Origin of the sequence: Macrococcus equipercicus (genome assembly GCF_004359525.2) — a bacterium.
GTDB classification, from domain to species: domain Bacteria; phylum Bacillota; class Bacilli; order Staphylococcales; family Staphylococcaceae; genus Macrococcus; species Macrococcus equipercicus.
On the sequence record NZ_SCWC02000001.1, the window covers coordinates 307,254 to 329,343 of the forward strand.

The window sequence follows — 22,090 nt, forward strand, 5'->3', positions numbered from 1 at the left end:
ATTTATGGAACATCATTTACCAGCACTTGTTATTATTGTAATCACTGCATTGATCACCCCGATACTCGTCAAACGACTTCATCTGAATTTTCTGCCTGTTGTAGTCGCAGAAATACTGATGGGGATTCTCATCGGAAAATCTGTCCTGAATATTGTGCAGCCTACAGAAGTATTAAACATACTATCGACGCTTGGAATCATCTTTCTGATGTTTCTAAGTGGCCTTGAGATTGATTTTTCGGCATTCAAGACGAAGAAAAAAAGTGAAAATAATGAACCGGCTAATGAACCGAACCGACTGTATTTAACGACCGGCATTTTTATGGGAATCGTTGTGCTGTCTGTGCTGGCTGCTTATTTATTTAAGTGGACTGGTCTAGTCGATGATGTTCTATTGATGATTATCATCGTATCAACGATTTCGCTCGGTGTTGTCATGCCGACGTTAAAGGAAATGAATCTTCTCCGTACGTCTATCGGTCAGATTATTCTTCTTGTAGCAGTCATCGCCGATCTTGCGACAATGCTGCTGTTGACGGTTTACGGCACAATGCATGCGAAGGGGGATTCACCGATATGGCTGATTGGGACGTTAGTCGTGTTCACTGTACTGTTCTATATAATGGGCGGTTACTTCAAGAAATCATCATTTCTGAAGAAAATGATGGAAGGGACCACTCAGATTGGTATTCGTGCCATCTTCGCGCTCATTATCCTGCTTGTTGCGCTTGCTGAAGGAGTAGGCGCTGAAAATATTTTAGGTGCTTTTTTAGCGGGTGTTGTCGTCAGCTTAATCGGACCGGACCAGGACCTTGTCAATAAACTGGATTCGTTCGGCTACGGCTTCTTTATCCCTATATTTTTCATCATGGTGGGCGTTGAACTGAATATTAGAGAACTGCTGCACGATCCGTCAGTACTTATCTTGATTCCGCTGCTATTCATTGTGTTCTTCCTGTCCAAAGTGTTCCCGATGCTTATACTGATGAAATGGTATGACAAAAAGACGGTCATCGCCTCGTCGTTTCTGCTGACATCTACACTGTCTCTAGTCATCGTCTCAGCGAAGCTTGCAGAACAGCTCGGCACTATCAGCAACGTACTGTCAGGCACTTTTATTTTAAGTGCAATCATTACATGTGTTATCGTGCCGATTTTCTTTAAAAAATTGTTCCCGGTGCAGCTGTCTGAAGAGAAAGTGATAAGAATCGCATTCATCGGTAAAAATCAGATGTCGATACCGGTAGCACAGAGCATTAAATCTGAGCTTTACCAGCCGACTTTGTTCTACCGCAGGGACCATTCAGACAATCGGATGCTTGAAGATATTGAGGCGATTGAGCTTGACCGTTATGACTATGAGACGCTGAACCGGCTCGGTCTCTTTACGTTCGATATCGTCGTCTGTTCAGCGAATGATGAGCAGATCAACAGAGATGTCGCTCTGATGACGAAGCAGAACGGTGTCAACCGCGTCATCTGCCGCATTGAGAACACCGGTGATGACGAGGAGCTGGCACAGGCAGGCATTGAGCTGTTCAGCGAGTTCCAGAGCACGAAGACACTGCTTAAAGGATTGATTGAATCACCGAACATGCTGAATCTGTTATCGAACGTTGAAACGTCACTTTATGAAATCGAGATGCTGAATACGCGCTATCATGAGATGATGCTGCGTGATTTTCCGTTCAGCGGCGATATTATTTTCGTCAGACTGCTGCGCGGAAAAGATTCGATTGTACCTCACGGCGATACAGAGCTGCACTTTAAAGACCGGCTCATTGTGACCGGCTCACGCGGTTATGTCGATGAATTAAAGCGTGAACTTGAACTGATATAGGCATGAAAAACAGGGCGACCTGTTTTTTCTTGCATTTAAAGGTTAAAAACTATAAATTAGTAACAGGTACTAATAACTTATAATAATAGTGAGGGATAGCATGTTAAACTTAGAAGGTCAGGCATATGTCATTATGGGCGTTGCTAATAAAAGAAGTATCGGGTTTGGTGTTGCACAAGTATTGGATGAAGCCGGCGCAAAAGTCGTCTTTACTTATCGTAAGGACCGGAGCCGCAATGAACTTGAAAAGCTGCTGCCGAGCTTGAAGAATAACCAGGATGCATTGCTGATTCAATGTGATGTTCAGGAAGATGAAGCGGTGATTCAGGCGTTCAAGGAAATCGGAGCGCAGTGCGGTAAGATTAATGGCGTCTTCCATTCTATCGCATTCGCTAATACTGAAGATTTAAGAGGTAGATTCTCTGATACATCAAGAGACGGCTTCCTGCTGGCACATGATATCAGCTCTTATTCACTGACCATTGTTGCAAGAGAAGCTAAAAAAGTGATGGCAGAAAACGGCAGCATCGTGACGACGACTTATATCGGTGGTGAATTTGCTGTTCCTAACTATAATATCATGGGTGTCGCGAAAGCATCGCTTGAAGCAAGTGTAAAATATTTGGCGCAGGATCTTGGCGCAGAAGGTATCCGTGTCAATGCTGTATCGGCCGGACCGATTCGTACATTGAGTGCTAAAGGGGTAGGCGGCCTGAACATCATTTTGAAAGAAGTGGAAGAGAGAGCGCCGTTAAAACGTAATGTCGATATCATTGAAGTTGGTAAGACAGCGGCTTACTTATTGAGCGACTTGTCAAGCGGTGTCACAGGTGAAAATATCCACGTTGATGCGGGCTATCATATTTTAGGTTAAACTTATGTCACAAAAAACGGAAATTCCAGTAGGAATTTCCGTTTTTTGTGTAGATGCTTCAGTTATATCTATTACTATAAAAACAAAGCGGGGATATCACTGTGTCCCCGTTTTGTTTCTCTGCGGAAGAGTTGCCGCCTGTTAGTTACCTAATTTAAACGTTTCAAGCACGTTCCATGTGCCATTGTCGAGCTGGTAGCATAAGCTGATTTTATCCACTGTTTCTTTATGATCGATACCGGCCATTTTCAGCTGACCATATACATCTTCAAACTCCTGGCTTGAGAAACCTTGGCCGATAGTGAAATGCGGCACGAAAGGGTGAGCATTCTTTCCGTAAAAAGAACCATCATTTAATACTTCATAAATCTTTGTCAGACCTTCACTGCTTACCACTTTAAAGAAAATGATATTTTTAGTCGGGGCAAAGCTTGATACTTTTGTCACTTCAATTTCAACCGGCTCAACTTCAGCCGCGACTTCTGTTAATTTAGCTGTTACATTTTTAACGTCATCCTCTGCCACTTCAAACGCATCTTTCAGCGTAATATGCGGTGGAATTAAAGCATAGTGTGAGTCATAACGTTTGCGGTATGAATTAACTTTATCCTGGAACCCCTTCGATGGAAAAATAACGATACCTAATTTCATGTGAATGCCTCCCTTTGTTGAATTCAATTAATTATAACAAATTATTTCGATAAAAAATACTTTAGCACTAGTTCAAGTTGCGGTTTCCATGTCTTCCATGTATGACCGCCGTCAAGCTCTTCGTAATAAGTCGTCACGCCTAATGAAATCAACTGGTCATGGAAGGCCTGGTTCGGTGTCAGAAAGTCTGCTTCTTCACCTGTCATCAGTTTAAAGGAGCTTTCTTCTAGGCCGATGACATGGTACAAATCGATGTTTGATGTATTGGCGATGGCAAGCTCCTCATTAATGGTTGCGGTGATCATCGGGCTCAGCAGCAGTGCCCGTGAGAAATTGAGCGGATAGGAAAGCACCAGTGACAGTGAAATACTCGCAGCGAGACTGTCACCCATCACTAACCGTGCGTTTCCTGTTTTCAACGTTGCAAAGTTCTGGTCGATGTACGGCATCAGTTCATTCGTGATAAATTTAATCATGTGCTGCTTGTCCGGACTGTCAGGATGATATTCCCGCTTCCGTGTCTGAACGTCAGGATAATGGACGTAGATGATAATGGCGCGTTCTATTTCATCAGCTGCATACAGTTTCTCATAGCAGCGGTGAAGCTGTCCGAGCTGGCTGAAATCCTGGCCGTCAAATGTAATGATAACATGATGCTTATACAGCGATGTATAGTTCTTCGGCAAGTAGATACCGAATTTGACCGTGCGGTTTAAATGCTTACTTACTAGTTCATGTGGATTGACGAGCCCTTGTTGAAACATAGACAGTAGTCACCTCGAAGTTTTTTTACTATTGTAACACAATATAAAATCAATTCTTTGGTTTCAATGGATATCACTCCGATATTTCTATCATATTTGGGTATAATAGAGAAGAACTTGAAACGAGGAGGTATATATGTTAAATAAAGTTTGGGTCAGAGTAGCGATAGGGCTTTTGCTCGCGTTTCTGCTAATTAAGTATTTTCTTGAGATCAACCACATTTTTTACCCTATTATTGTCATCGTCAATTCAATAGCACTACCGTTATTACTAGGTGGATTTCTTTATTATGTCACCGTACCACTTCAGACCTTTCTCGAGAAGAGACGGGTTCCGAGATGGGGCAGTCTGATTATCATTATTTTTCTGCTGCTGCTTATAGTAACCAGCTTTGTGTCAATCGTCGGGCCGATACTCGTCGGCCAGGTCAACTCATTTATCGATAATCTGCCGCAGATTCAGCATGATTTTGAGGCGTACATCAGCTATGCGCTCGATCAGCGTGAAAAGCTGCCGGCAGGGGTCAAGGACAGTATCAACAATGGTATTCAAAAAATTAATACGTATACAGGTGCCTTATTATCGAATGCTGTAGTCTATATTACTAAATTCATCTCTACGCTGTTCCTGTTAATACTTGTACCATTTTTCCTGATCTACATGCTGAAAGATCACGACAGATTTATCCCGTTCATTGCTTCTCCTTTTTCCGGAAGTCGGAAAAAGTTTGTCGTTGATTTATTCAAGGATATCGACAAGACGCTGAAGAGCTATATTCAGGGACAGGTCACAGTCAGTGCTATTTTAGGGTCACTGCTGTTAATCGGCTATTTGATTATCGGTCTTGATTATGCATTAGTACTTGCACTATGGGGCATGGTCACAAACCTGATACCGTTTCTTGGCCCTTATCTTGCGATAATACCGGCACTTGTCATCGCATTGATTCAAGATCCGATCATGGTCGTCTATGTCGGTATTATCATGTTTGTCGCTCAGCAGCTCGAAGGTAATGTAATTACTCCGAACATTATGGGTAAATCGCTGAACATCCATCCGCTGACAGTCATTACTGTCATACTGGCGGCCGGCAATCTTGGAGGGTTCTTTGCGATTTTAATCGCTGTTCCGACGTATGCGGTATTAAAAACAATTGTCACTAATTTTTATAAGCATCGCCAGGATATTCAGCTGCAGGCTCAGAAGGTAGTGAAAGACCAGCCGAAATCTGAATAAAATTTTCCACTGTGCTATATCATTGGTAAAATATTGCTAAAAGCATCATTTGCAAGGAGATTATATGAAAAAAGTGAAAAAAGCTGTTATACCTGCAGCAGGAATCGGTTCAAGATTCTTACCGGCCACAAAGGCAATGCCGAAAGAAATGCTTCCTATTCTCGATAAACCGACGATTCAGTATATCGTTGAAGAAGCTGCAGCCGCAGGAATTGAAGACATTATTATTATTACCGGGAAACATAAACGAGCCATTGAAGATCACTTTGATTCTCAGCTGGAACTGGAGTTAAATCTCAAGGAGAAGCATAAGACGGATTTACTGGAGAAAGTGCAGCATTCTACTAATCTGGCTAATATCTTCTACGTGCGTCAGAAGTCACCGCAAGGTCTCGGACATGCCATCTGGACAGCGAAGCAGTTCATCGGTGACGAACCGTTTGCGGTGCTGCTCGGGGATGATATCGTTGACGCTGAAAAGCCCGCTATTAAACAACTGGTTGAAGTCTATGAACAAACCGGGACGTCAGTCATCGGGGCAAAGACCGTGGAGGCCCATGAAACAGAACGCTACGGTATTATCGAATCAAAATCACAGAACGGGCGGCTGTATGAAATCAACAATTTGATTGAAAAGCCGAAAGCCGGTTCAACCGAATCGACCCTGGCGATTATGGGACGCTATGTTTTAACGCCTGATATTTTCACTTATCTGGAAGAGCAGAATATCGGTGCCGGCGGAGAAATCCAGCTCACGGACGCTATTCAGCGGGTCAATGAGAAGACAGCGGTTTACGCCTATAATTTTGAAGGTGATCGTTATGACGTCGGTGATAAATTTGGTTTTGTGAAGACAACGGTGGAATATGCCATGCGCTCTGAAATGAAAGATGAACTAGTACCTTTCCTTGAGCAATTGATTGAGAAGTATCGTTAACAGCTCAGCATTATTAATTAAAAAACGGAAATTCCTGTAATTCAAGGAATTTCCGTTTTTTGCTGACATGAGCATTTGATTATGACTGCCGAGCTTTTCTCAAATGTATAAAAAAGTAGCCGCTGTAAAACAGCGCAAGCAACGTGAAGGTGATAGCTGACAAATACAGGGTGAAGTTTACATTTCTGAACAGCTCAACGGCGAGTCCTCCGGCCACCGGACCGAACATCGTGCCGAAGCCCTGCAGGCTGTTGAATACTCCCCATGATTCCTCTTTCATGTCCTCGCTGATATTCTCAGCGAGAAATGTGTTCCAGCCCGGCAGCAGCAGACCATAGAACAATCCGATAAATGCTGCAATGACAAGTGCCGGAACGAACGTTGTAAGCGTGCTGAGCATATAGATGGCAGCCCCGAAAAATAAAAAGCCTGCTGTAATGATCGCATAGCGCAAGTTACGGCTGATCACGTCCATCCACTTAGAAATGAACAGCATCGCCACTGTACAGCCGATGCCTCCTGCAATGAGCAGGTAAGTATACTCAAGCGTCGTCACCTTTAAGTGATTAATCGCATACGTCGGTAAGATTGGGACAAGCATGCCGATAGCGAGACCTTGAAACAAAATACCCGGGAACAGGCCGCAGTGCTGTTTCATGACAGAGCCGATGAGATGCACCTGTGCTTTGATCGATTTCTTGTCGATGAAAGAGACTTCAGTATGTACAAAGAAGTAGAGCACCCAGCCAATGCCTGCGACGACAGCCATTAAAAATGTATAGCGGTTCGGGTGAAGCTTGAAGATTAAATTCATGACAATCATCCCGGACATCATGCCGACAAGCCAGGCAAAGTAAACATAGCCCATTTGTTTTGCCCGTTTATTTTCCTGAACTGAGCTCAGCATCACTACCCATATCGGACAGACGGCTATACCCAGCAGTACAGCCGTTAAAATAAGGACAGCAGTGGAATGGAAAAAGATCACGAGCACTAGACCGATGACGGCAAGTAAAAAGCCGGTGTTCAATATAACTTTAGTGCCGAAACGTCTGAGTAGAAAACCCGTAGAGAAATTCATCAGCGCATCACTGACAAAATGCAATGTAATGCACAATGAAGTAATACCGACGGAAACACCGATGCCGGTCGTCGGTAAGACCGGCAGATAACTTAATATGAACATGCCCCGTGCAAACTCCATTAAAAACAAAACGGCGAGCATTAATGAAAAGTTCAACCCTCTTAGTCGATTATCTTGCAAAGAATTTCGCATATAATGAAACCTTGGACTGAATTTGCTGGTTGATGAGTGATTCATTCATCAGAGAGACTAAATCATAGCAGATGTTTTCAGACGCTGAGGGCAAGTAGTCGAGTTTCATCTGCTGTTTCATTCTGTTCAGTTCCTCGTCGTTGGTCAGAAGGTCGATAGCGACATGCGTTGTTTCAGCGACAGTATGGGTCATTCGTGCATAACCTTGGCGACTGAAATAAACGGCATTTTCACCTTCCTGGCCCGGGGCAGGGTTAAAGAAGACGAAAGGTATCGCTTTGCACAGACCTTCAGAGATTGTAATGCCGCCGGGTTTAGTCAGCATTAAATCGCAGGCGTTCATCCATGCATCCATTTCCTTTGTGTAGCCGATAATGACGATGTTGTCAGCTGCTGCAAACTGCTGGTTCAATTCATTGAACAGGCGGGTGTTATTGCCGCAGACGACAACAAACTGAACATCAGCCCGTTCATTCATATCGTGCAGCATCGTGTTGAACCCTTGAACGACACCGAACGCACCTGCTACCATCAGCAGTGTCTTCTTGGCTGTTGACAGGCCGTGAGATTGAAGCCAGTGCGTTCTGTCGACAGTATGCTCAAATTTAGAGTCGATCGGAATGCCGGTGACATGAATACTGTCCTCAGCTATGCCGATTGCTGTCAGCTGCTGCTTTGTGTGATCTGCCGCCACATAATAACGTCTTGATTCTGGAGTGATCCAGTTCTTCTGCATGTTGTAGTCGGTGATAACAGTGGCAATCGGGATGTTAAGCTTGAATTCCTGCGTCAGCAGTGACACTACGGGCGTCGGAAATGTCAGCAGAATAAGGTCAGGTTTTTCCTTGATGAGCAGGTTCAGCAGTCGGTTGAGACCGTAGTATTTATAGAAGCATTTGTCGATTTCATCCGGTCTTGAATAATAGAAATATTTGTAAGTGTTACGGAAATATTTATAGCTGTTGATGTACCATTTCTTCATCAGCGAAGTGACGACTGGATGGGCTTCCAGAAACAAGTCATGCTGAATGACCTCAAGATGCTTTAAATCCATCTGGTTGAATTTCTCCACAATGCTGTTGGTCACAGAAATATGGCCATTTCCAAAAGAGCCTGTTATGATCAGTAATTTTTTGTTTGTCTTCAATATAGTCACGCTCCGGAAATCATTATTGTACTAAGTCATTTTATCTTATTATAGTTAGTTTTGAAAAAGAAAACATACTAATTACAAAAAAATTACAATTTCACTGTAAAGTTTAACGGAATATTTACAGTGAAAAAGAGACCTTAGCTACTGATTTTAACAAATTTTTAAAGAGAATGATTTATATCGTGTGACAAAAAGGTGTATAATAATAAACTGTATAAAAGGAGGCTGTCCTGTGGATGTAAAAGAATTGATTGATTCAATAAAAGCAAAAAAAATATATGGTGACTTTCCGACTGCAGTTACAAATATAACGACGGATTCAAGAGAGGCGGATGCGTCTAGTATTTTTGTCGCATCTGTCGGTTATACTGTTGACAGTCATCGCTTCATACCGGATGTGATTGAGCAGGGCTGCCGGTTCATTGTGACCGACCATTATGTTGAAACACCGCCGCATATAGGCCAGGTGGTCGTCAAGGATACACTGCGTACGGCAAGTCTGTTCGCCCATAAGATCTTTAATGATCCAAGCGCCCGTCTGACGACTTACGGCATTACTGGCACAAACGGCAAAACAAGTGTCGCAACGATGATCCATCATCTGCACCGTGCCCTTCATATAAGCAGTGCTTATTTAGGGACTAACGGTCTGCAGATTGATGAGCAGGTGACTAAAGGGGCTAATTCGACGCCCGAGACCGTCACCCTTGTCAAAAGCATGGTGAAAGCGCTTGATGCCGGCGCAGCAGCGATGAGTTTCGAGGTTTCGAGTCATGGACTCGTACTCGGCCGGTTGAACGGCGTGCAGTTTGATGTCGCAGTATTCACGAATTTGACACAGGATCATCTGGATTTCCATGGGACGATGAAAGACTACGGCTTTGCGAAATCACTGCTGTTCAGTCAGCTGGGCCATGACTTTACGCAGCCGAAATATGCTGTGCTGAATGGTGATGATGCCTTTACGGAGCAGTTAAGCAGTGTGACCTCAAGAGAAGTCATTACGTATGGCATTAACAAACCTGCTGATTTTATGGCAGAAAACGTTAAGACGACCCTTCACGGGACAGCATTTGACCTGCTGACACCAGAAGGCCGCTTTCATGTCGAGAGCCCTTATCTCGGCACTTTCAATATATATAACATGATGGCAGCTATTGCCGCTCTGTTTGCAGCAGGACATCAACTTGAGACCATCTGCAGCGTGACGGGCGAACTGCCGCCGGTAGAAGGCCGGCTTGAAGTGCTGGACAGAAATCTGCCGATTGATTTAATCATTGATTATGCCCACACCCCTGACGGTATGAATAAACTGATTGATGCCGTGCAGCCGTTTGTCAAAGGCCGCCTTATTTTCCTGGTCGGCATGGCCGGCGAGCGGGATTTGTCGAAAGCAGCAGAGATGGGTGCCATCGCCTGCCGCGCGGATTATGTCATCTTCACACCGGACAATCCAGCGAACGACGAGCCGAAAAAACTCACTGATGCGCTAGAAGCGGGCGTCACTCATCAGAATTACATCTCGTTTGAGGACCGTAAAGAAGGCATTATCCATGCCATCGCTAGCGCTGAACCGGGTGATATGGTCGTTCTTGCTTCGAAAGGCCGGGAGCCCTATCAGATTATGAAGAATTACGTTAAAGTGCCGCACCGCGATGATCTGATCGGGCTGGAAGCGGCTTATAACAAGTTCGGAGGCCGTCATGAAAATTAGACAGAGTAACAGTGAGACATTAACCGTAAAAGTGTATATACACGAAAATAAAAAAGAAGAAACATTCCTCGTCAGCATACCTGACATCTTCTTTTCCATTCAGTTTGATTACCACTTATTTGGAGAAGCACTGACAGAACACCTTTATGTGCATCTCTTTAATATACTGGACGAGAAAGAAGCGGCGGAACTTGCACTGCGCATCACGCAGTGGACGAGCGAAGTATAAGGAGAAAATATGACTTTAAGAGAAGAAGTAGCAATTAGAAAGACATTCGCCATCATCTCTCACCCGGATGCCGGTAAAACGACGTTAACAGAGAAATTACTGCTGTTCGGGGGGGCCATCCGCGAGGCCGGCACAGTGAAAGGGAAGAAATCAGGCAAATTTGCGACAAGCGACTGGATGGATGTAGAAAAAGAACGGGGTATCTCAGTCACGAGTTCAGTCATGCAGTTTGACTATGACCATTATAAGATCAATATTTTAGATACACCGGGACACGAAGATTTCTCTGAAGACACGTACCGTACATTGATGGCGGTCGATAGTGCCGTGATGGTCATCGATGCCGCTAAAGGGATTGAGCCGCAGACATTGAAACTGTTCAAAGTGTGTAAAATGCGCGGTATCCCGATTTTCACGTTCATCAATAAACTTGACCGGGTCGGCAAAGAACCGTTTGAGCTGCTGGAAGAAATCGAAAAAACACTGGAAATTGAGACTTATCCGATGAACTGGCCGATTGGTATGGGACAGTCTTTCTTTGGCATTATCGACCGGAAACAACGGACAATTGAACCGTTTCGCGATGAAGACAATCTGCTTCACCTAACTGATGAGTATCAGCTGACTGAAAGTCATCCGATTGAATCAGACAGTGCATTTGAAGCGGCGATTGAAGAGCTGATGCTTGTGGATGAAGCAGGTGAATCTTTTGATGAGGATAAGCTGCTGAAAGGTGACTTGACTCCGGTCTTCTTCGGTTCAGCGCTGGCAAACTTCGGGGTGCGCAACTTCCTGAATGCTTATGTGGATTTTGCACCGATGCCAGGCGGCCGCCTGACAGAAGAAGGAGACGTGATTGAACCGTTTGAACCTGATTTCTCAGGTTTCATCTTTAAGATCCAGGCGAATATGAATCCCGCTCACCGCGATAGAATCGCTTTCATGAGAATTGTCTCAGGAGCCTTTGAAAGAGGAATGGATGTCACATTGACACGGACAGGTAAGAAGCTGAAGATTTCAAGATCGACATCATTTATGGCGGATGATACACAGACGGTCAACCATGCAGTGAGCGGTGACATTATCGGGCTTTATGATTCAGGCAACTATCAGATCGGTGATACACTGGTCGGCAGCAGCCAGAAGTTTAGTTTTGAAAAACTGCCGCAGTTCACACCGGAGCTGTTCATGAAAGTCAGCGCAAAGAATGTCATGAAACAGAAGCATTTTCATAAGGGAATCGAGCAGCTGGTTCAGGAAGGTGCGATCCAGCTGTACCGTACGCTGTATACCAACCAGATTATTCTTGGTGCTGTCGGACAGCTGCAGTTTGAAGTGTTTGAGCATCGTATGAATAATGAATATAATGTGGATGTCATTATGGAGCCGGTGGGTAAGAAAATTGCGCGCTGGATTGAGAATGAGGAAGACATCCGCGATGTGATGAACTCAAGCCGTTCAATTCTTGTAGATGACCGCTTCGGCAATAAAGTGTTCTTGTTTGAAAATGAATTTGCGACACGCTGGTTCGAAGACAAGTTCCCTGACATCAAACTCTATAGTCTGCTATAATGATTGAATTAACTAAGCGGGAGGAATCGTTTTGGATCCAAGTATATTATTGACTTATGGCTGGGTAGTCATCGTTCTCGTCGTACTGGAAGGGCTGCTCGCCGCTGACAATGCGATTGTCATGGCTGTCATGGTCAAACATCTGCCGGAAGAACGGCGAAAGAAAGCATTGTTCTATGGTTTAGTCGGTGCTTTTGTGTTTAGATTCATCTCCTTGTTTGTCATCAGTTACCTTGCGAATATATGGGAAATACAAGCAATCGGTGCGATTTATCTGCTGTACATCTCGATCAAGAATCTCTATGAGTATTTTTCATCAGGCGATGCGACATCTGAGGAAGAGGAAGAAGAAATCGCAGCGAGAGCTAGTACCGGCGGCAAAGGGTTCTGGCTGACTGTATTGAAAGTAGAGCTTGCAGATATTGCTTTTGCGATTGACTCTATGCTTGCAGCGATTGCGATTGCCATTACGCTGCCGCATGTCGGTCCTCAGTTCGGCGGCATGAATGCCGGGCAATTCACGGTGATGTTTATCGGCGGGATGCTGGGTGTCATCATTATGCGTTTTGCGGCGAACTGGTTTGTCGCGCTGCTGCACAAATATCCCTCACTCGAAGCGGCAGCGTTTGCGATTGTCGGCTGGGTAGGTATTAAGCTCATGGTCATCGTCCTGGCTCATGAACAGATCGGTATACTGCCTCATGACTTCCCGCACTCAGCACTGTGGCAGAGTATTTTCTGGATCGTGCTGGTCGCTATTCTTGCCATAGGCTGGTTTACAGGTAAGAAAAACGCCGTTAAATAAAGCAGAACATTTATATTAAACTTAGTATTTCTTTTGTATAATGGAAATACTAAGTTTTTTTGTGGAGGCAATAATGAAAAAGATTACGATTAGGAAGGCAGATTATCGAAGAAAGAAGAGAAATTTCTTTGATAAAGCTCATGATGGTAATGCCCCTATACAGAAAAGTTCCGCCGAAGAACCGGAATGGATGGAGGAACCGATACTAGAGGAGCCGGCTGAGATTGTTGTGCCTGATCAAGAGGTCCGTCATACCGACTTGCTTGAAACGGATGAACCCGTCCGGACCAGGCGGCCGAACTTGAGCTTTCTCTGGCTGCTCCTTGGTCTGCTGCTCGGCATTGTACTAATGTCTATTTTTTCGATGCTGTTTATGAAGCAGCGTGCAGAACCAGCGCCGGCCGCGGCGTCCAAAACAGAACACGCCATACAGCTGGCTAAAGATGATGTGGTAAGCATCATCAATACAAAGAAAGTTTCCAACCTGCTGGATAGCAGCGCAGTGATCAGTCCTGAAAAGCTGGGTATCGGCAGCGGAGTCATCTACAAGGTGACCGGTAAATCTGCTTATATCATCACGAACTATCATGTGATAAATGATGCCCAGGTTATTGAAGTCACGATGACCAACCATGACAAGCAGATTGCTAAAGTCGTCGGTTCAGATAAGTGGGCAGATATTGCTGTGCTCCGTATTCCGAAAGGTAAGATTAAAGATAGCATTACATTTGCTGACAGCGATGCAGTCGTTATAGGTGAGCCTGCGATAGCTATCGGCAGTCCTCTCAGCCCGTCGTTTGCGGGCAGCGTGTCTCAAGGAATTATTTCCGGTAAAAATAGAAGTGTGCCTGTCGATCTGGACGGTGACGGCAGTTATGACTGGGAGGCAGATGTCCTGCAGACAGATGCAGCAATCAACCCTGGTAATTCAGGCGGTGCATTGATTAATGACGACGGGAAGCTGATCGGCATTAATACGCTTAAAATCTCCATCGATAATGTGGAAGGCATTAACTTTGCTGTTCCAGCTAATGAAGTGAAAGAGATCGCCGGTATACTCGAAGATAAAGGAGAAATCAAGCGGCCGTCCCTCGGTGTGCTGCTGGAAGATCTGTCCGACCTGCAGATAGATGCGGTGCGTGCACAGATCGCTTTACCGGACGCAGTGAACAAAGGAGTCGTCATAACAGGATTTGAAGACAGCTCAGTCGCTGAAGCAGCAGGGCTCATGACGAAAGATGTCATTACAAAGATCGATGATACGCCGGTAGAAAGCTTAAGCCAGTTCAGAAATCTTCTTTATTATGGTAAAAAGAGCGGTGACAATGCAGTCATTACATACTACAGGCAAGGACAGCAGAAGACTGTGCAACTTAAGCTGAAATAAGGAAGTGACAGAGAACATGCAAAAACTATTTGAACGGCTGACACCTCAACAAGGTATCGTCCTCTATTATATTGCTGCCATACTTATTTCATTTTTGCTTCTCAGATTGCCATATGTCCATAGACATGGTGTACACATCTCATACATAGATAGTTTATTTGTAGCGGTCTCAGGAATCAGTGTGACAGGGCTGACACCGGTGTCCATTATCGATACTTATTCAATATTCGGGCAGCTGCTGATTCTCTTCATTCTAAATCTCGGGGGCATCGGTGTAATGGCTATGGGCACTTTGCTGTGGGTAGTGCTCGGTAAAAGAATCGGTATACGTGAACGTCAACTGATTATGGTCGACAATAACCGGGATAAAATGTCCGGGACGGTGTCATTGATCAGAGAAATAGTGAAGACGATGCTGATGATTGAGCTTGCAGGGGCACTGCTTTTAGCGTTTTACTTCTACAAAGATTTTCATTCAGTCAGCCAGTCGCTCTATCACGGCCTGTTCGCAAGCGTCTCTGCTACGACGAACGGAGGACTTGATATAACGGGTGAATCATTAAATCCATATGCGGACGATTATTTTGTCCAGGCGGTCATTATGGTGCTGATCATACTCGGGGCCATCGGCTTTCCGGTGATCATTGAAGTGAAGACTTATTTAACGAATAAAGTGCCGAACTTCAGATTTAGTCTGTTCGCCAAACTGACGGTGACGACGTATTTATCACTCCTGGCAGCCGGTTTTGCAGTTATTTATTTGCTGGAGTTCAATCATGCCTTTGAAGGAGAGACGTGGCATAAAGGGCTTTTTTACGCTCTGTTTCAATCCGCCACGACGCGTAGTGCGGGATTGACTACTATTGATTTAAGCCGCTTTTCTGAAGCCACCCAGTTCTTTATGGGAGGACTGATGTTTGTCGGCTCTTCACCGAGTTCTGTCGGCGGCGGCATCAGAACGACGACGCTCGCTATTCTAGTGCTCTTTCTGGTGAACTTCAGCAACGGCCGGACGACGATCAAAGTATTCAACAAGGAGATTCATCCGCTTGATATTCAGCGGTCGTTTGCTGTTATGATTCTTGCCTGTCTTATCTGCTTTACAGCTCTGATGCTGATACTCAGCTTTGAGAAGCATCATATCGGACTGTTGTCCATCTTCTTTGAAGTGATGAGTGCGTTCGGAACGTGCGGACTGTCGATGGGTATTACCGACGATTTATCATCACCATCAAAACTTGTCATTATATCACTCATGTTCGTTGGCCGGGTCGGGCTGATCTCATTCATCATCATGCTGGGCGGCAAAGCAGAGCCGGATAAATTCAATTACCCGAAAGAACGGGTGATGATCGGTTAAAAAAGACTGATACGACGCATGGCTGTCGTATCAGTCTTTTTTGTTGGGCAGCTGGATGATGAACGTTGTTCCTATATGGACTTCGCTTTCTACGGAAATCGTGCCGCCGTTTGTCTCGATGATGTTTTTTGTCACCGGCAGGCCGAGACCTGTGCCGTTCGCCTTTGTAGTGAAGAAAGTATCAAATAATTGGTTGATGGTCTGTTTAGTCATTCCTTCCCCGTTATCCCGTACAGACAGAAATATATGCTCCTGCTGGCTGACTTTCACTTCGATGATGCCCTGACGGTCAGGGGGTATCGCTTCTCGCGCATTCTGGATGAGATTGATCAGAATCTGCTTCAGCTGGTCACTTGAAATGGTTGTATAGAGCGGCTGTTCAGGATAGCTGCTGATAAGCCTGATGTTGTAATGCTCAAGCTCGTACTTCAAGAATATAAGGATGTCCTTGACGACTGTCGTGATTTCAACGGGTTCACCGATGATAGAAGTCGGACGGCCGAGCAGCAGAAACTGACTGACGATTTCATTGATACGGTCAAGTTCACTTTTAACAATGGAGAAATGGGGGTTGGACCGTTCTTTATCATAGCTCAGTTCAAGCAGTTCGACGAATCCTTTGACAGCGGTCAAAGGATTTTTGATTTCATGAGCTGTATTGGCTGCAAGCATGCCGATCAGCTCTTTTTTCTGGACATTGATTTCCTCAATCAGCCGCAGTCGTTCCTTTTGAATCTCCCGGTGGTGCATGAATAACTGCAGCATAGCGGTCACAAGGCTGATGATAAATGCGATGGGCACTATTCGTTTCAGCGTCGTCCAATAAATATTTTCATTGGATGTGATGGTCAGTTTCCACTGCATGTTCTGGAAGGAGACTGTTCTTGAAATGCCCGATTTTACTGGATTCTTTGACTCAAAAATAACTTTATTGTGAAAATCTGTTATAGTAATGGTACTTTTCGACTGGATGGCATCAATAACCGAAATCAGGCCGTTGATATCGACTTCAATCACGACCAGCACTTTACTGGATTCATTCGGTATGAACTTCGAAATATAGATGACATCAATGCCGTTTCTATCTTGTTCACGGCCGCTGACAGCAACATTATTCAAATTCATATTACTGTTAAAGAACGCGTAGCTTTTCAATGTCTTGCCTATCATCTGGGAACTGGAAGAATTGACCACTTTGCTCTCTTTGTTCAGCACATAGACCGTCTTATATCTTGGTTCTTGTCTCTTGATGGAATCGATGGCGCTGTTGATTTCATCCTCATCACGGCTGAGTGAGACGACAGTCGCCAAATTCGCTACCGTCGCGTAGGCATCATTGATGAATGTTTCGATATGCTGCTGATGCATGGCGATGTTACGGTCAATTTTAATAAGATCCTGACCTTTATAGTAATGGAATAGGGCATAAAAGATGGCGGATGATAGGATAAGCGTGATGAGCAGATTGAGAATTAGATGCTTTTTCAGCTGTTTCATTAAACTAGTCAACCTCCGGCTCGCTCATTTGTTATAATTAAAAAAAACGTGGATAGGTGATACTGATGACTCAAGGATTAATCGATATTCATATTATAGCAACAAATGATATTCATGGGGCGCTCTTTCCGTCAGAAAATGATGCAGGAATCATGAAAGCAGCGACTTATGTCAAAATGGTCCGCCGCGCATCAGAGCATCTGCTCCTTATTGATAACGGCAACGCCCTGAGCGGATCTGTCAGCACATATTTTTTCTCACACTCAAAAAATAATTTCCGTAATCCGATGATCACTTTGATGAATAAGATGAACTATGACGCGAGCGGCATCAGTCCTAATGAGTTCCGCTACGGGCTCTCATACTTCAATAAAGCACAGGCGATGGCTGACTTTCCTTTTCTGTCCGCCAATATTCTGCACTCCCGCACGAAAGAGCCTTATTTTAACTCGCCTTATATCATTAAGACGTTTAATGGTATGAAAATCGGCATTATCGGTATTACTTCAAGAGGATTGATGGCGAAGGAGACGGTAGAGACGGTGGGCGAATTTGCAGTGGAGGAAACAGTAAGAGCTGCCAAGCGATGGATCCGGCATATGCATGACAAGGAAAGTCCTGACTTTGTCATAGCCCTGTATCACGGCGGCCTGAATGAACTGGTCCGTAACACCGACTATAAAGAGTTGACAAGTAATGAGGCGGAGGCCATTATTCAGGCAAGTGAAGGTATAGATGTCATGATTACCGGCCATCAGAAGAAGACGCTGAATAAAATGATTGATGATACATTATTTATACAGGCGGGCAGCAATATGAGTCACCTCTGCCATATTCAGCTGCAGTTCAAAGGGCGGACAAATACATTCGAACTGGTGAACAGTCAGTCTGAGTTGATTGACATGACCGCCTATCAGGAAGATGAGCAGCTGAAAGACGAAGTCTACTTTGAGGAGAAGGAATTCAGACAGTGGCTGAAAAGTAAAGCGGGGGTCGTCAACGACGATTTCCGGCTTGAGCATTACGAGGACTTTCTAGCACCGCATCCGTTCAAAACATTGCTGCATGATCTCTTGAAGAATTGTACAGCAGAAATCACATGCTGCCATATTCCACATATGAAGGCACAGGGACTGAGCGGCATGGTCACGCAGCACGACCTCTACAATTCGTATATCAGTATCGATCATCCGGTTCAGCTGCTGCTGACCGGCAAGCAGATTCACAGAATCATGGAGCGGAGTGCTGCCGCGCTGTATGAAGAGAATGGCATACACATCCGGCAGGAAATGCTGGATCCGACGGTCATCACAGACTGGCGGGGATTTGATTATTCACTTGACCTTGACCAGCCCATCGGCCGGCGGGTAAAGATGACACTGGAACCGGCGGCGGAATATATCATCGGGACGACAGATTATATATACCGTCAGTACAGTGATTTAATAGCGGATGGCCAGCTGCTTAAAGTTCATAACCGACATATGATAGAACTGCTGGAAGAACGACTGAAGTCAACGCTTTATCTGGCATAAACTAAGCTGCGCCCGATTATCGGACGCAGCTCTTTTAGCGGGCATAGATTATGATGAGAAGAACGATAGCAAGTATTTGACCGATCATCGGTGTAATCAGGCGCTTCGTATAGGCATAGCTTACTGCTAAAAGAAGCTGGACTACAAAAATAAACAGGACGAGCTGACTATCCAGTGTCCAGACAAACAGCAGTGCTGAGGCAGCGCTTGTCACGATTACCGAAAGCCACGGGCTTGTGACTTCCATCAAGCGCTGTTCAAGCATGCTTCTCATGTACAGTTCATGAAGCGGGACAGTGACAATTAACGAAATAATCAGCTGCCACTTGTAATAGACACCGATAGATACAAGTGTCTTTAACAGATGGAAGTAATGCACATCTGTAGTCATTGCTGAAGCCGCCATATAAACAAGTAGAATGGCGATGCTTGCTGTAATTCCGGCTGCGATAGAAATAAGAATACGCTTTGACCGGATGCTGCGCTCATAAAAGACATAGCTGATAGAAGAGAACAGCATGATACCTGTCATGATGTGCCAGAATACTTGTTCTTCGTTACGCATCACTATAAGGATAATCTGAAAAACAATATAAGTGACAATAAACCATAGCAGCGGCTTTCTGATTGCCATGCTACGCCTCGTCAACGATAGTATAACGCTTATGGTTAATCACAGTTTTCTCCTGCAGATCCAGCTGTTCGAAATTTTCCATAATTGTTAAATCAACAATAACAGAGTTTTCATTGACTTTTTCCACTTTTCCGCGTAAGCCGTCATGAAACTCAACAATATTTCCTACTTTAGCGATTGTCATCATTATCCTCCTAAAAACGTGCTATTTGACATTATACTAAATTACTGCACAGATTTAAATGTAAAACTGTCGTTTAACCGTAATTTTTCTCGGGCACATTTACGCCAGCGCTTGACAGCTGATGGACTGCGGTCAGACATTCCTGCGATTTCCTCGATGTTATAGCCGAGAAGCGCATACTTCAGCCAGAGCAGCTCATTATCAGTCAGGCTGACAGCCAGCTCCTCAATCAAAAAAGCTACAGGTTCCTCAGTACAATCTAATAGAGGGATGAGCACTTCATCAGTGACCGGATGATAGCGCTCCTTGTACTTTATTCGTTTTCTTAGTTCATCGATAATAGAAAATTTCAGCTTCATATAGACAAACTGATCCTGATGAGCTGTACGCGTCGGATCAAAGCTTTCATGAATCTCCCATAACTTGATTAATGCCAGCTGGTAATATTCATCAAAGTCATAGGTAATATGATACTGGTGCAGCAGGTGATAAATCATTCGGTCATAGCGGGTTTTCCATTCCTCGAACATCATAACTCTTTTCTGCCTATGCACATAAACGATTGATTTCCGGATGACTACAGTGTAATGGCGGAAACTGTTAAATGAAAATTAACAAATTTAAATAATTTTAATATGTATTAAAAATAACCCTGAATTTTATTAATTTTTCCGCTGTTTGAGCTTGTTAATCAAGTTTCAGCTATATAATTTAGTTAATAATCAAGAGAGGAGGAAACGCTATCGACACCATCAATCATGAAGTAGTTTTTGTGAAGCGGGATTTAAGCAGCGGTGGGCAGTCAGAAATCATGCTGCGCAACGGCCGGATCCTTAAAGTGGACCGGGAACCCGAACAATTATTGAACGAGACGTTAATCTATCTTGGAAGTAATTTAAAAGCGAGACGCTCAGCGGCTAAACACGTCCATCAGATCAAGCAGTTTATTCCGATAGTCATTGATTCAGAGACAGGCATCACATTTTTTCCGCTGCATCGGCAGACCGACTACTGCCGTTATTATATCAACAGCTTTTATTATTTGAACTATGCAGATCAGCAGATTACCTTTACCAATCAGACATGCTTGAAGATAGCACTGTCGGAAGCCTTTGTGAGAAGGCAGTATGAGAAGTCGCTGACCATGATGGACAGCCAGAAGAAAATAAGAGAGCAAAAAATAAAGTATGACTATTAACAGATGAGTCATCCAGTAATAGTCATACTTGAAGTTCAGCGGGTTAAATCGTTGACCATCGCTTCCAGTCTATTCAAACCTTCAGCTAAGACGTCCTGGTGATAAGCATAGCTCAGTCTGACATAACCTTCCCCGGCTGCTGTGAAAGTGGAGCCGGGTACAATGACAACACCGTACTGTTCAAGCGCCCTGTTAGCAAAATCAAATGACGTCATGGCGAAAGGCTGGATATCAATAAACAAATAAAATGCACCGTCAGGCTGAATGCAGCGCATATTCATGGCTGAAAGCCGTTCCATACAGTAATTTCTTCTGACGATGTAAGCTTCATTCATCACAGCGGCTGCATCTCTAGCCGTAGTGACAGCAGCGATAGCCGCGTGCTGGGCGGGAACATTAGCGCATATGCAGTTATAGGCATGAACAATCGTGATATGCGCCATCAGTTCCGCCGGGCCCATACAAAAGCCGATTCTGAAGCCGGTCATGGCATGAGATTTACTGAGTCCATTAATCAGCAGCAGCTTCTCCTGAAGTTCCGGAAAACTGCCGAATGACACATGGGGTTGTCCGAATGTATTTTCACTGTATATTTCGTCGCTGATTGTATAAAAGTTCTGCTGCGCCAAATAATGAGCAAGCGCAGCTGTGTCATCGGCTGACAATATAGCGCCGGTCGGATTGTTAGGGTAATTCAGTATGATGGCTTTCGTCTTGTCTGTCACGACAGCTTCAATCATTTCCGGCGTCACTTTGCACTGATTGACTGTAGTATCTATCAATACGACGGTCGCGCCCATGTTTTCAATGACAGGGATATAGCCCGCGTAGATGGGGCCGGGAAGTATGACTTCATCCCCTGGTTCAAGCAGCGTTCTAAAGACTGTGTCAATCGCTTCAGAGGCGCCGTTTGTAATCAATATACAGTCACTCTCGTAACAGGCATTATATTTATCGGCCATAAACTGACTCACGGCACGACGCAGTTCCGGCAGTCCCTGATTATGGGAATAAGTCGTATAGTTGTCGTTGACAGCATCGATAAACGTCTGCTTGACAATAGCCGGCGTATGAAAGTCCGGCTGTCCGACCGTTAAATTGACGGCTTCAGGGAATTCTGAGATTCGGTTGGAGAACTTGCGTATTCCGGGCACTTCTAATTTTTCAGCATAGCGATTTAAAGTTAACGACATAGAATCATCCTTTATGTTTTATTGTTCATTATAACGTATTCAATGAATGA

At 44.4% G+C, this 22,090-nt stretch carries 21 protein-coding genes; 12 read left to right on the top strand and 9 right to left on the bottom strand.

All coding sequences use genetic code 11. From position 1 onward, the window contains the following. Positions 1–4 precede the first annotated feature (4 nt). Positions 5–1,840 (top strand): monovalent cation:proton antiporter family protein, encoded by a 1,836-nt coding sequence (locus ERX35_RS01595; protein ID WP_149458152.1) that lies wholly within the window; start codon positions 5–7, stop codon positions 1,838–1,840. Between the two features lie 100 nt (positions 1,841–1,940). Continuing rightward, positions 1,941–2,714, top strand: a complete 774-nt coding sequence (gene fabI / locus ERX35_RS01600; protein ID WP_149458153.1) for an enoyl-ACP reductase FabI — start codon at positions 1,941–1,943, stop codon at positions 2,712–2,714. Between the two features lie 141 nt (positions 2,715–2,855). On the opposite strand, the gene ERX35_RS01605 is transcribed toward fabI, so the two are convergent. Both ERX35_RS01605 and ERX35_RS01610 read right to left on the bottom strand, forming a co-directional pair. Next, the gene (locus tag ERX35_RS01605) at positions 2,856–3,365 is read right to left on the bottom strand and encodes a YjcG family protein (RefSeq protein ID WP_149458154.1); all 510 of its coding nucleotides are present in this window, start codon (positions 3,363–3,365) and stop codon (positions 2,856–2,858) included. Between the two features lie 41 nt (positions 3,366–3,406). Then, a complete protein-coding gene (locus tag ERX35_RS01610) occupies positions 3,407–4,129 on the bottom strand; it encodes an alpha/beta hydrolase (protein ID WP_149458155.1) in 723 nt (240 codons plus the stop codon). 136 nt (positions 4,130–4,265) lie between these two features. Here ERX35_RS01610 and ERX35_RS01615 point away from each other — a divergent pair, with 136 nt between their 5' ends. Next, positions 4,266–5,366 carry an AI-2E family transporter gene (locus ERX35_RS01615; RefSeq protein WP_149458156.1) on the top strand — a complete coding sequence of 367 codons (1,101 nt, stop codon included), beginning with the start codon at positions 4,266–4,268 and terminating at the stop codon, positions 5,364–5,366. Between the two features lie 64 nt (positions 5,367–5,430). Beyond that, positions 5,431–6,303 (top strand): UTP--glucose-1-phosphate uridylyltransferase GalU, encoded by an 873-nt coding sequence (gene galU, locus ERX35_RS01620; protein WP_149458157.1) that lies wholly within the window; start codon positions 5,431–5,433, stop codon positions 6,301–6,303. A gap of 79 nt (positions 6,304–6,382) precedes the next feature. Here the strand turns inward: galU and ltaA are convergent, their stop codons facing one another. Both ltaA and ERX35_RS01630 read right to left on the bottom strand, forming a co-directional pair. Continuing rightward, positions 6,383–7,579, bottom strand: a complete 1,197-nt coding sequence (ltaA, locus tag ERX35_RS01625) for a lipoteichoic acid biosynthesis MFS flippase LtaA (protein WP_149458158.1) — start codon at positions 7,577–7,579, stop codon at positions 6,383–6,385. Beyond that, a complete protein-coding gene (locus tag ERX35_RS01630; RefSeq protein ID WP_149458344.1) occupies positions 7,557–8,729 on the bottom strand; it encodes a diglucosyl diacylglycerol synthase in 1,173 nt (390 codons plus the stop codon). Before ERX35_RS01630 ends, ltaA begins: the two co-directional genes overlap by 23 nt. 235 nt (positions 8,730–8,964) lie before the next feature. On the opposite strand from ERX35_RS01630, the gene ERX35_RS01635 reads away from it, so the two are divergent. The 6 genes from ERX35_RS01635 to ERX35_RS01660 all read left to right on the top strand — a co-directional run bounded on the left by ERX35_RS01635 (position 8,965) and on the right by ERX35_RS01660 (position 15,799). Beyond that, the gene (locus ERX35_RS01635) at positions 8,965–10,446 is read left to right on the top strand and encodes a UDP-N-acetylmuramoyl-L-alanyl-D-glutamate--L-lysine ligase (RefSeq protein WP_149458159.1); all 1,482 of its coding nucleotides are present in this window, start codon (positions 8,965–8,967) and stop codon (positions 10,444–10,446) included. Next, positions 10,436–10,675, top strand: coding sequence for a YueH family protein (locus ERX35_RS01640; protein ID WP_149458160.1), 240 nt, complete (start codon positions 10,436–10,438; stop codon positions 10,673–10,675). Before ERX35_RS01635 ends, ERX35_RS01640 begins: the two co-directional genes overlap by 11 nt. Positions 10,676–10,684: 9 nt before the next feature. Next, positions 10,685–12,247: a peptide chain release factor 3 gene (locus ERX35_RS01645; RefSeq protein ID WP_149458161.1), complete on the top strand. Its 1,563-nt coding sequence runs from the start codon at positions 10,685–10,687 to the stop codon at positions 12,245–12,247. A 31-nt stretch (positions 12,248–12,278) separates the two neighbouring features. Then, complete coding sequence (locus tag ERX35_RS01650) at positions 12,279–13,052, top strand: TerC family protein (RefSeq protein ID WP_149458162.1); 774 nt, start codon at positions 12,279–12,281, stop codon at positions 13,050–13,052. Positions 13,053–13,125: 73 nt separating this feature from the next. After that, positions 13,126–14,439, top strand: coding sequence for a S1C family serine protease (locus ERX35_RS01655; RefSeq protein ID WP_170234501.1), 1,314 nt, complete (start codon positions 13,126–13,128; stop codon positions 14,437–14,439). A 16-nt stretch (positions 14,440–14,455) separates the two neighbouring features. Further along, the gene (locus ERX35_RS01660) at positions 14,456–15,799 is read left to right on the top strand and encodes a TrkH family potassium uptake protein (RefSeq protein WP_149458164.1); all 1,344 of its coding nucleotides are present in this window, start codon (positions 14,456–14,458) and stop codon (positions 15,797–15,799) included. 30 nt (positions 15,800–15,829) lie between these two features. Here the strand turns inward: ERX35_RS01660 and ERX35_RS01665 are convergent, their stop codons facing one another. Then, positions 15,830–17,296, bottom strand: coding sequence for an ATP-binding protein (locus ERX35_RS01665; RefSeq protein WP_149458165.1), 1,467 nt, complete (start codon positions 17,294–17,296; stop codon positions 15,830–15,832). A 65-nt stretch (positions 17,297–17,361) separates the two neighbouring features. Here ERX35_RS01665 and ERX35_RS01670 point away from each other — a divergent pair, with 65 nt between their 5' ends. Further along, a complete protein-coding gene (locus tag ERX35_RS01670) occupies positions 17,362–18,831 on the top strand; it encodes a bifunctional metallophosphatase/5'-nucleotidase (RefSeq protein WP_149458166.1) in 1,470 nt (489 codons plus the stop codon). A gap of 34 nt (positions 18,832–18,865) precedes the next feature. Here ERX35_RS01670 and ERX35_RS01675 read toward each other — a convergent pair whose 3' ends face one another. Genes ERX35_RS01675 through ERX35_RS01685 form a run of 3 tightly spaced genes read right to left on the bottom strand, consistent with a single transcriptional unit; the run spans position 18,866 to position 20,179 of the window. After that, a complete protein-coding gene (locus ERX35_RS01675) occupies positions 18,866–19,465 on the bottom strand; it encodes a CPBP family glutamic-type intramembrane protease (RefSeq protein ID WP_149458167.1) in 600 nt (199 codons plus the stop codon). Position 19,466: 1 nt separating this feature from the next. Continuing rightward, positions 19,467–19,649: a YkvS family protein gene (locus ERX35_RS01680; RefSeq protein ID WP_149458168.1), complete on the bottom strand. Its 183-nt coding sequence runs from the start codon at positions 19,647–19,649 to the stop codon at positions 19,467–19,469. 41 nt (positions 19,650–19,690) lie between these two features. After that, a complete protein-coding gene (locus ERX35_RS01685) occupies positions 19,691–20,179 on the bottom strand; it encodes a sigma factor (RefSeq protein WP_170234502.1) in 489 nt (162 codons plus the stop codon). 242 nt (positions 20,180–20,421) lie between these two features. Between ERX35_RS01685 and ERX35_RS01690 the strand changes: the two genes are divergently transcribed. After that, positions 20,422–20,847: a competence protein ComK gene (locus ERX35_RS01690; protein WP_149458170.1), complete on the top strand. Its 426-nt coding sequence runs from the start codon at positions 20,422–20,424 to the stop codon at positions 20,845–20,847. A gap of 35 nt (positions 20,848–20,882) precedes the next feature. Here the strand turns inward: ERX35_RS01690 and ERX35_RS01695 are convergent, their stop codons facing one another. Further along, positions 20,883–22,040 carry an aminotransferase class I/II-fold pyridoxal phosphate-dependent enzyme gene (locus ERX35_RS01695; RefSeq protein WP_149458171.1) on the bottom strand — a complete coding sequence of 386 codons (1,158 nt, stop codon included), beginning with the start codon at positions 22,038–22,040 and terminating at the stop codon, positions 20,883–20,885. Between the last annotated feature and the right edge of the window lie 50 nt (positions 22,041–22,090).

Excerpts from the sequence above, each read along its gene's own strand:
- ERX35_RS01605 (WP_149458154.1), bottom strand. The coding sequence starts at position 3,365 with ATGAAATTAGGTATCGTTATTTTTCCATCGAAGGGGTTCCAGGATAAA.
- ERX35_RS01670 (WP_149458166.1), top strand. The coding sequence starts at position 17,362 with ATGACTCAAGGATTAATCGATATTCATATTATAGCAACAAATGATATT.
- ERX35_RS01685 (WP_170234502.1), bottom strand. The coding sequence starts at position 20,179 with ATGTTCGAGGAATGGAAAACCCGCTATGACCGAATGATTTATCACCTG.
- ERX35_RS01665 (WP_149458165.1), bottom strand. The coding sequence starts at position 17,296 with ATGAAACAGCTGAAAAAGCATCTAATTCTCAATCTGCTCATCACGCTT.
- ERX35_RS01640 (WP_149458160.1), top strand. The coding sequence starts at position 10,436 with ATGAAAATTAGACAGAGTAACAGTGAGACATTAACCGTAAAAGTGTAT.
- fabI (WP_149458153.1), top strand. The coding sequence starts at position 1,941 with ATGTTAAACTTAGAAGGTCAGGCATATGTCATTATGGGCGTTGCTAAT.
- ERX35_RS01680 (WP_149458168.1), bottom strand. The coding sequence starts at position 19,649 with ATGACAATCGCTAAAGTAGGAAATATTGTTGAGTTTCATGACGGCTTA.
- ERX35_RS01615 (WP_149458156.1), top strand. The coding sequence starts at position 4,266 with ATGTTAAATAAAGTTTGGGTCAGAGTAGCGATAGGGCTTTTGCTCGCG.
- ERX35_RS01660 (WP_149458164.1), top strand. The coding sequence starts at position 14,456 with ATGCAAAAACTATTTGAACGGCTGACACCTCAACAAGGTATCGTCCTC.
- ERX35_RS01645 (WP_149458161.1), top strand. The coding sequence starts at position 10,685 with ATGACTTTAAGAGAAGAAGTAGCAATTAGAAAGACATTCGCCATCATC.
- ERX35_RS01675 (WP_149458167.1), bottom strand. The coding sequence starts at position 19,465 with ATGGCAATCAGAAAGCCGCTGCTATGGTTTATTGTCACTTATATTGTT.
- galU (WP_149458157.1), top strand. The coding sequence starts at position 5,431 with ATGAAAAAAGTGAAAAAAGCTGTTATACCTGCAGCAGGAATCGGTTCA.
- ERX35_RS01695 (WP_149458171.1), bottom strand. The coding sequence starts at position 22,040 with ATGTCGTTAACTTTAAATCGCTATGCTGAAAAATTAGAAGTGCCCGGA.
- ERX35_RS01655 (WP_170234501.1), top strand. The coding sequence starts at position 13,126 with ATGAAAAAGATTACGATTAGGAAGGCAGATTATCGAAGAAAGAAGAGA.
- ERX35_RS01595 (WP_149458152.1), top strand. The coding sequence starts at position 5 with ATGGAACATCATTTACCAGCACTTGTTATTATTGTAATCACTGCATTG.
- ERX35_RS01610 (WP_149458155.1), bottom strand. The coding sequence starts at position 4,129 with ATGTTTCAACAAGGGCTCGTCAATCCACATGAACTAGTAAGTAAGCAT.
- ltaA (WP_149458158.1), bottom strand. The coding sequence starts at position 7,579 with ATGCGAAATTCTTTGCAAGATAATCGACTAAGAGGGTTGAACTTTTCA.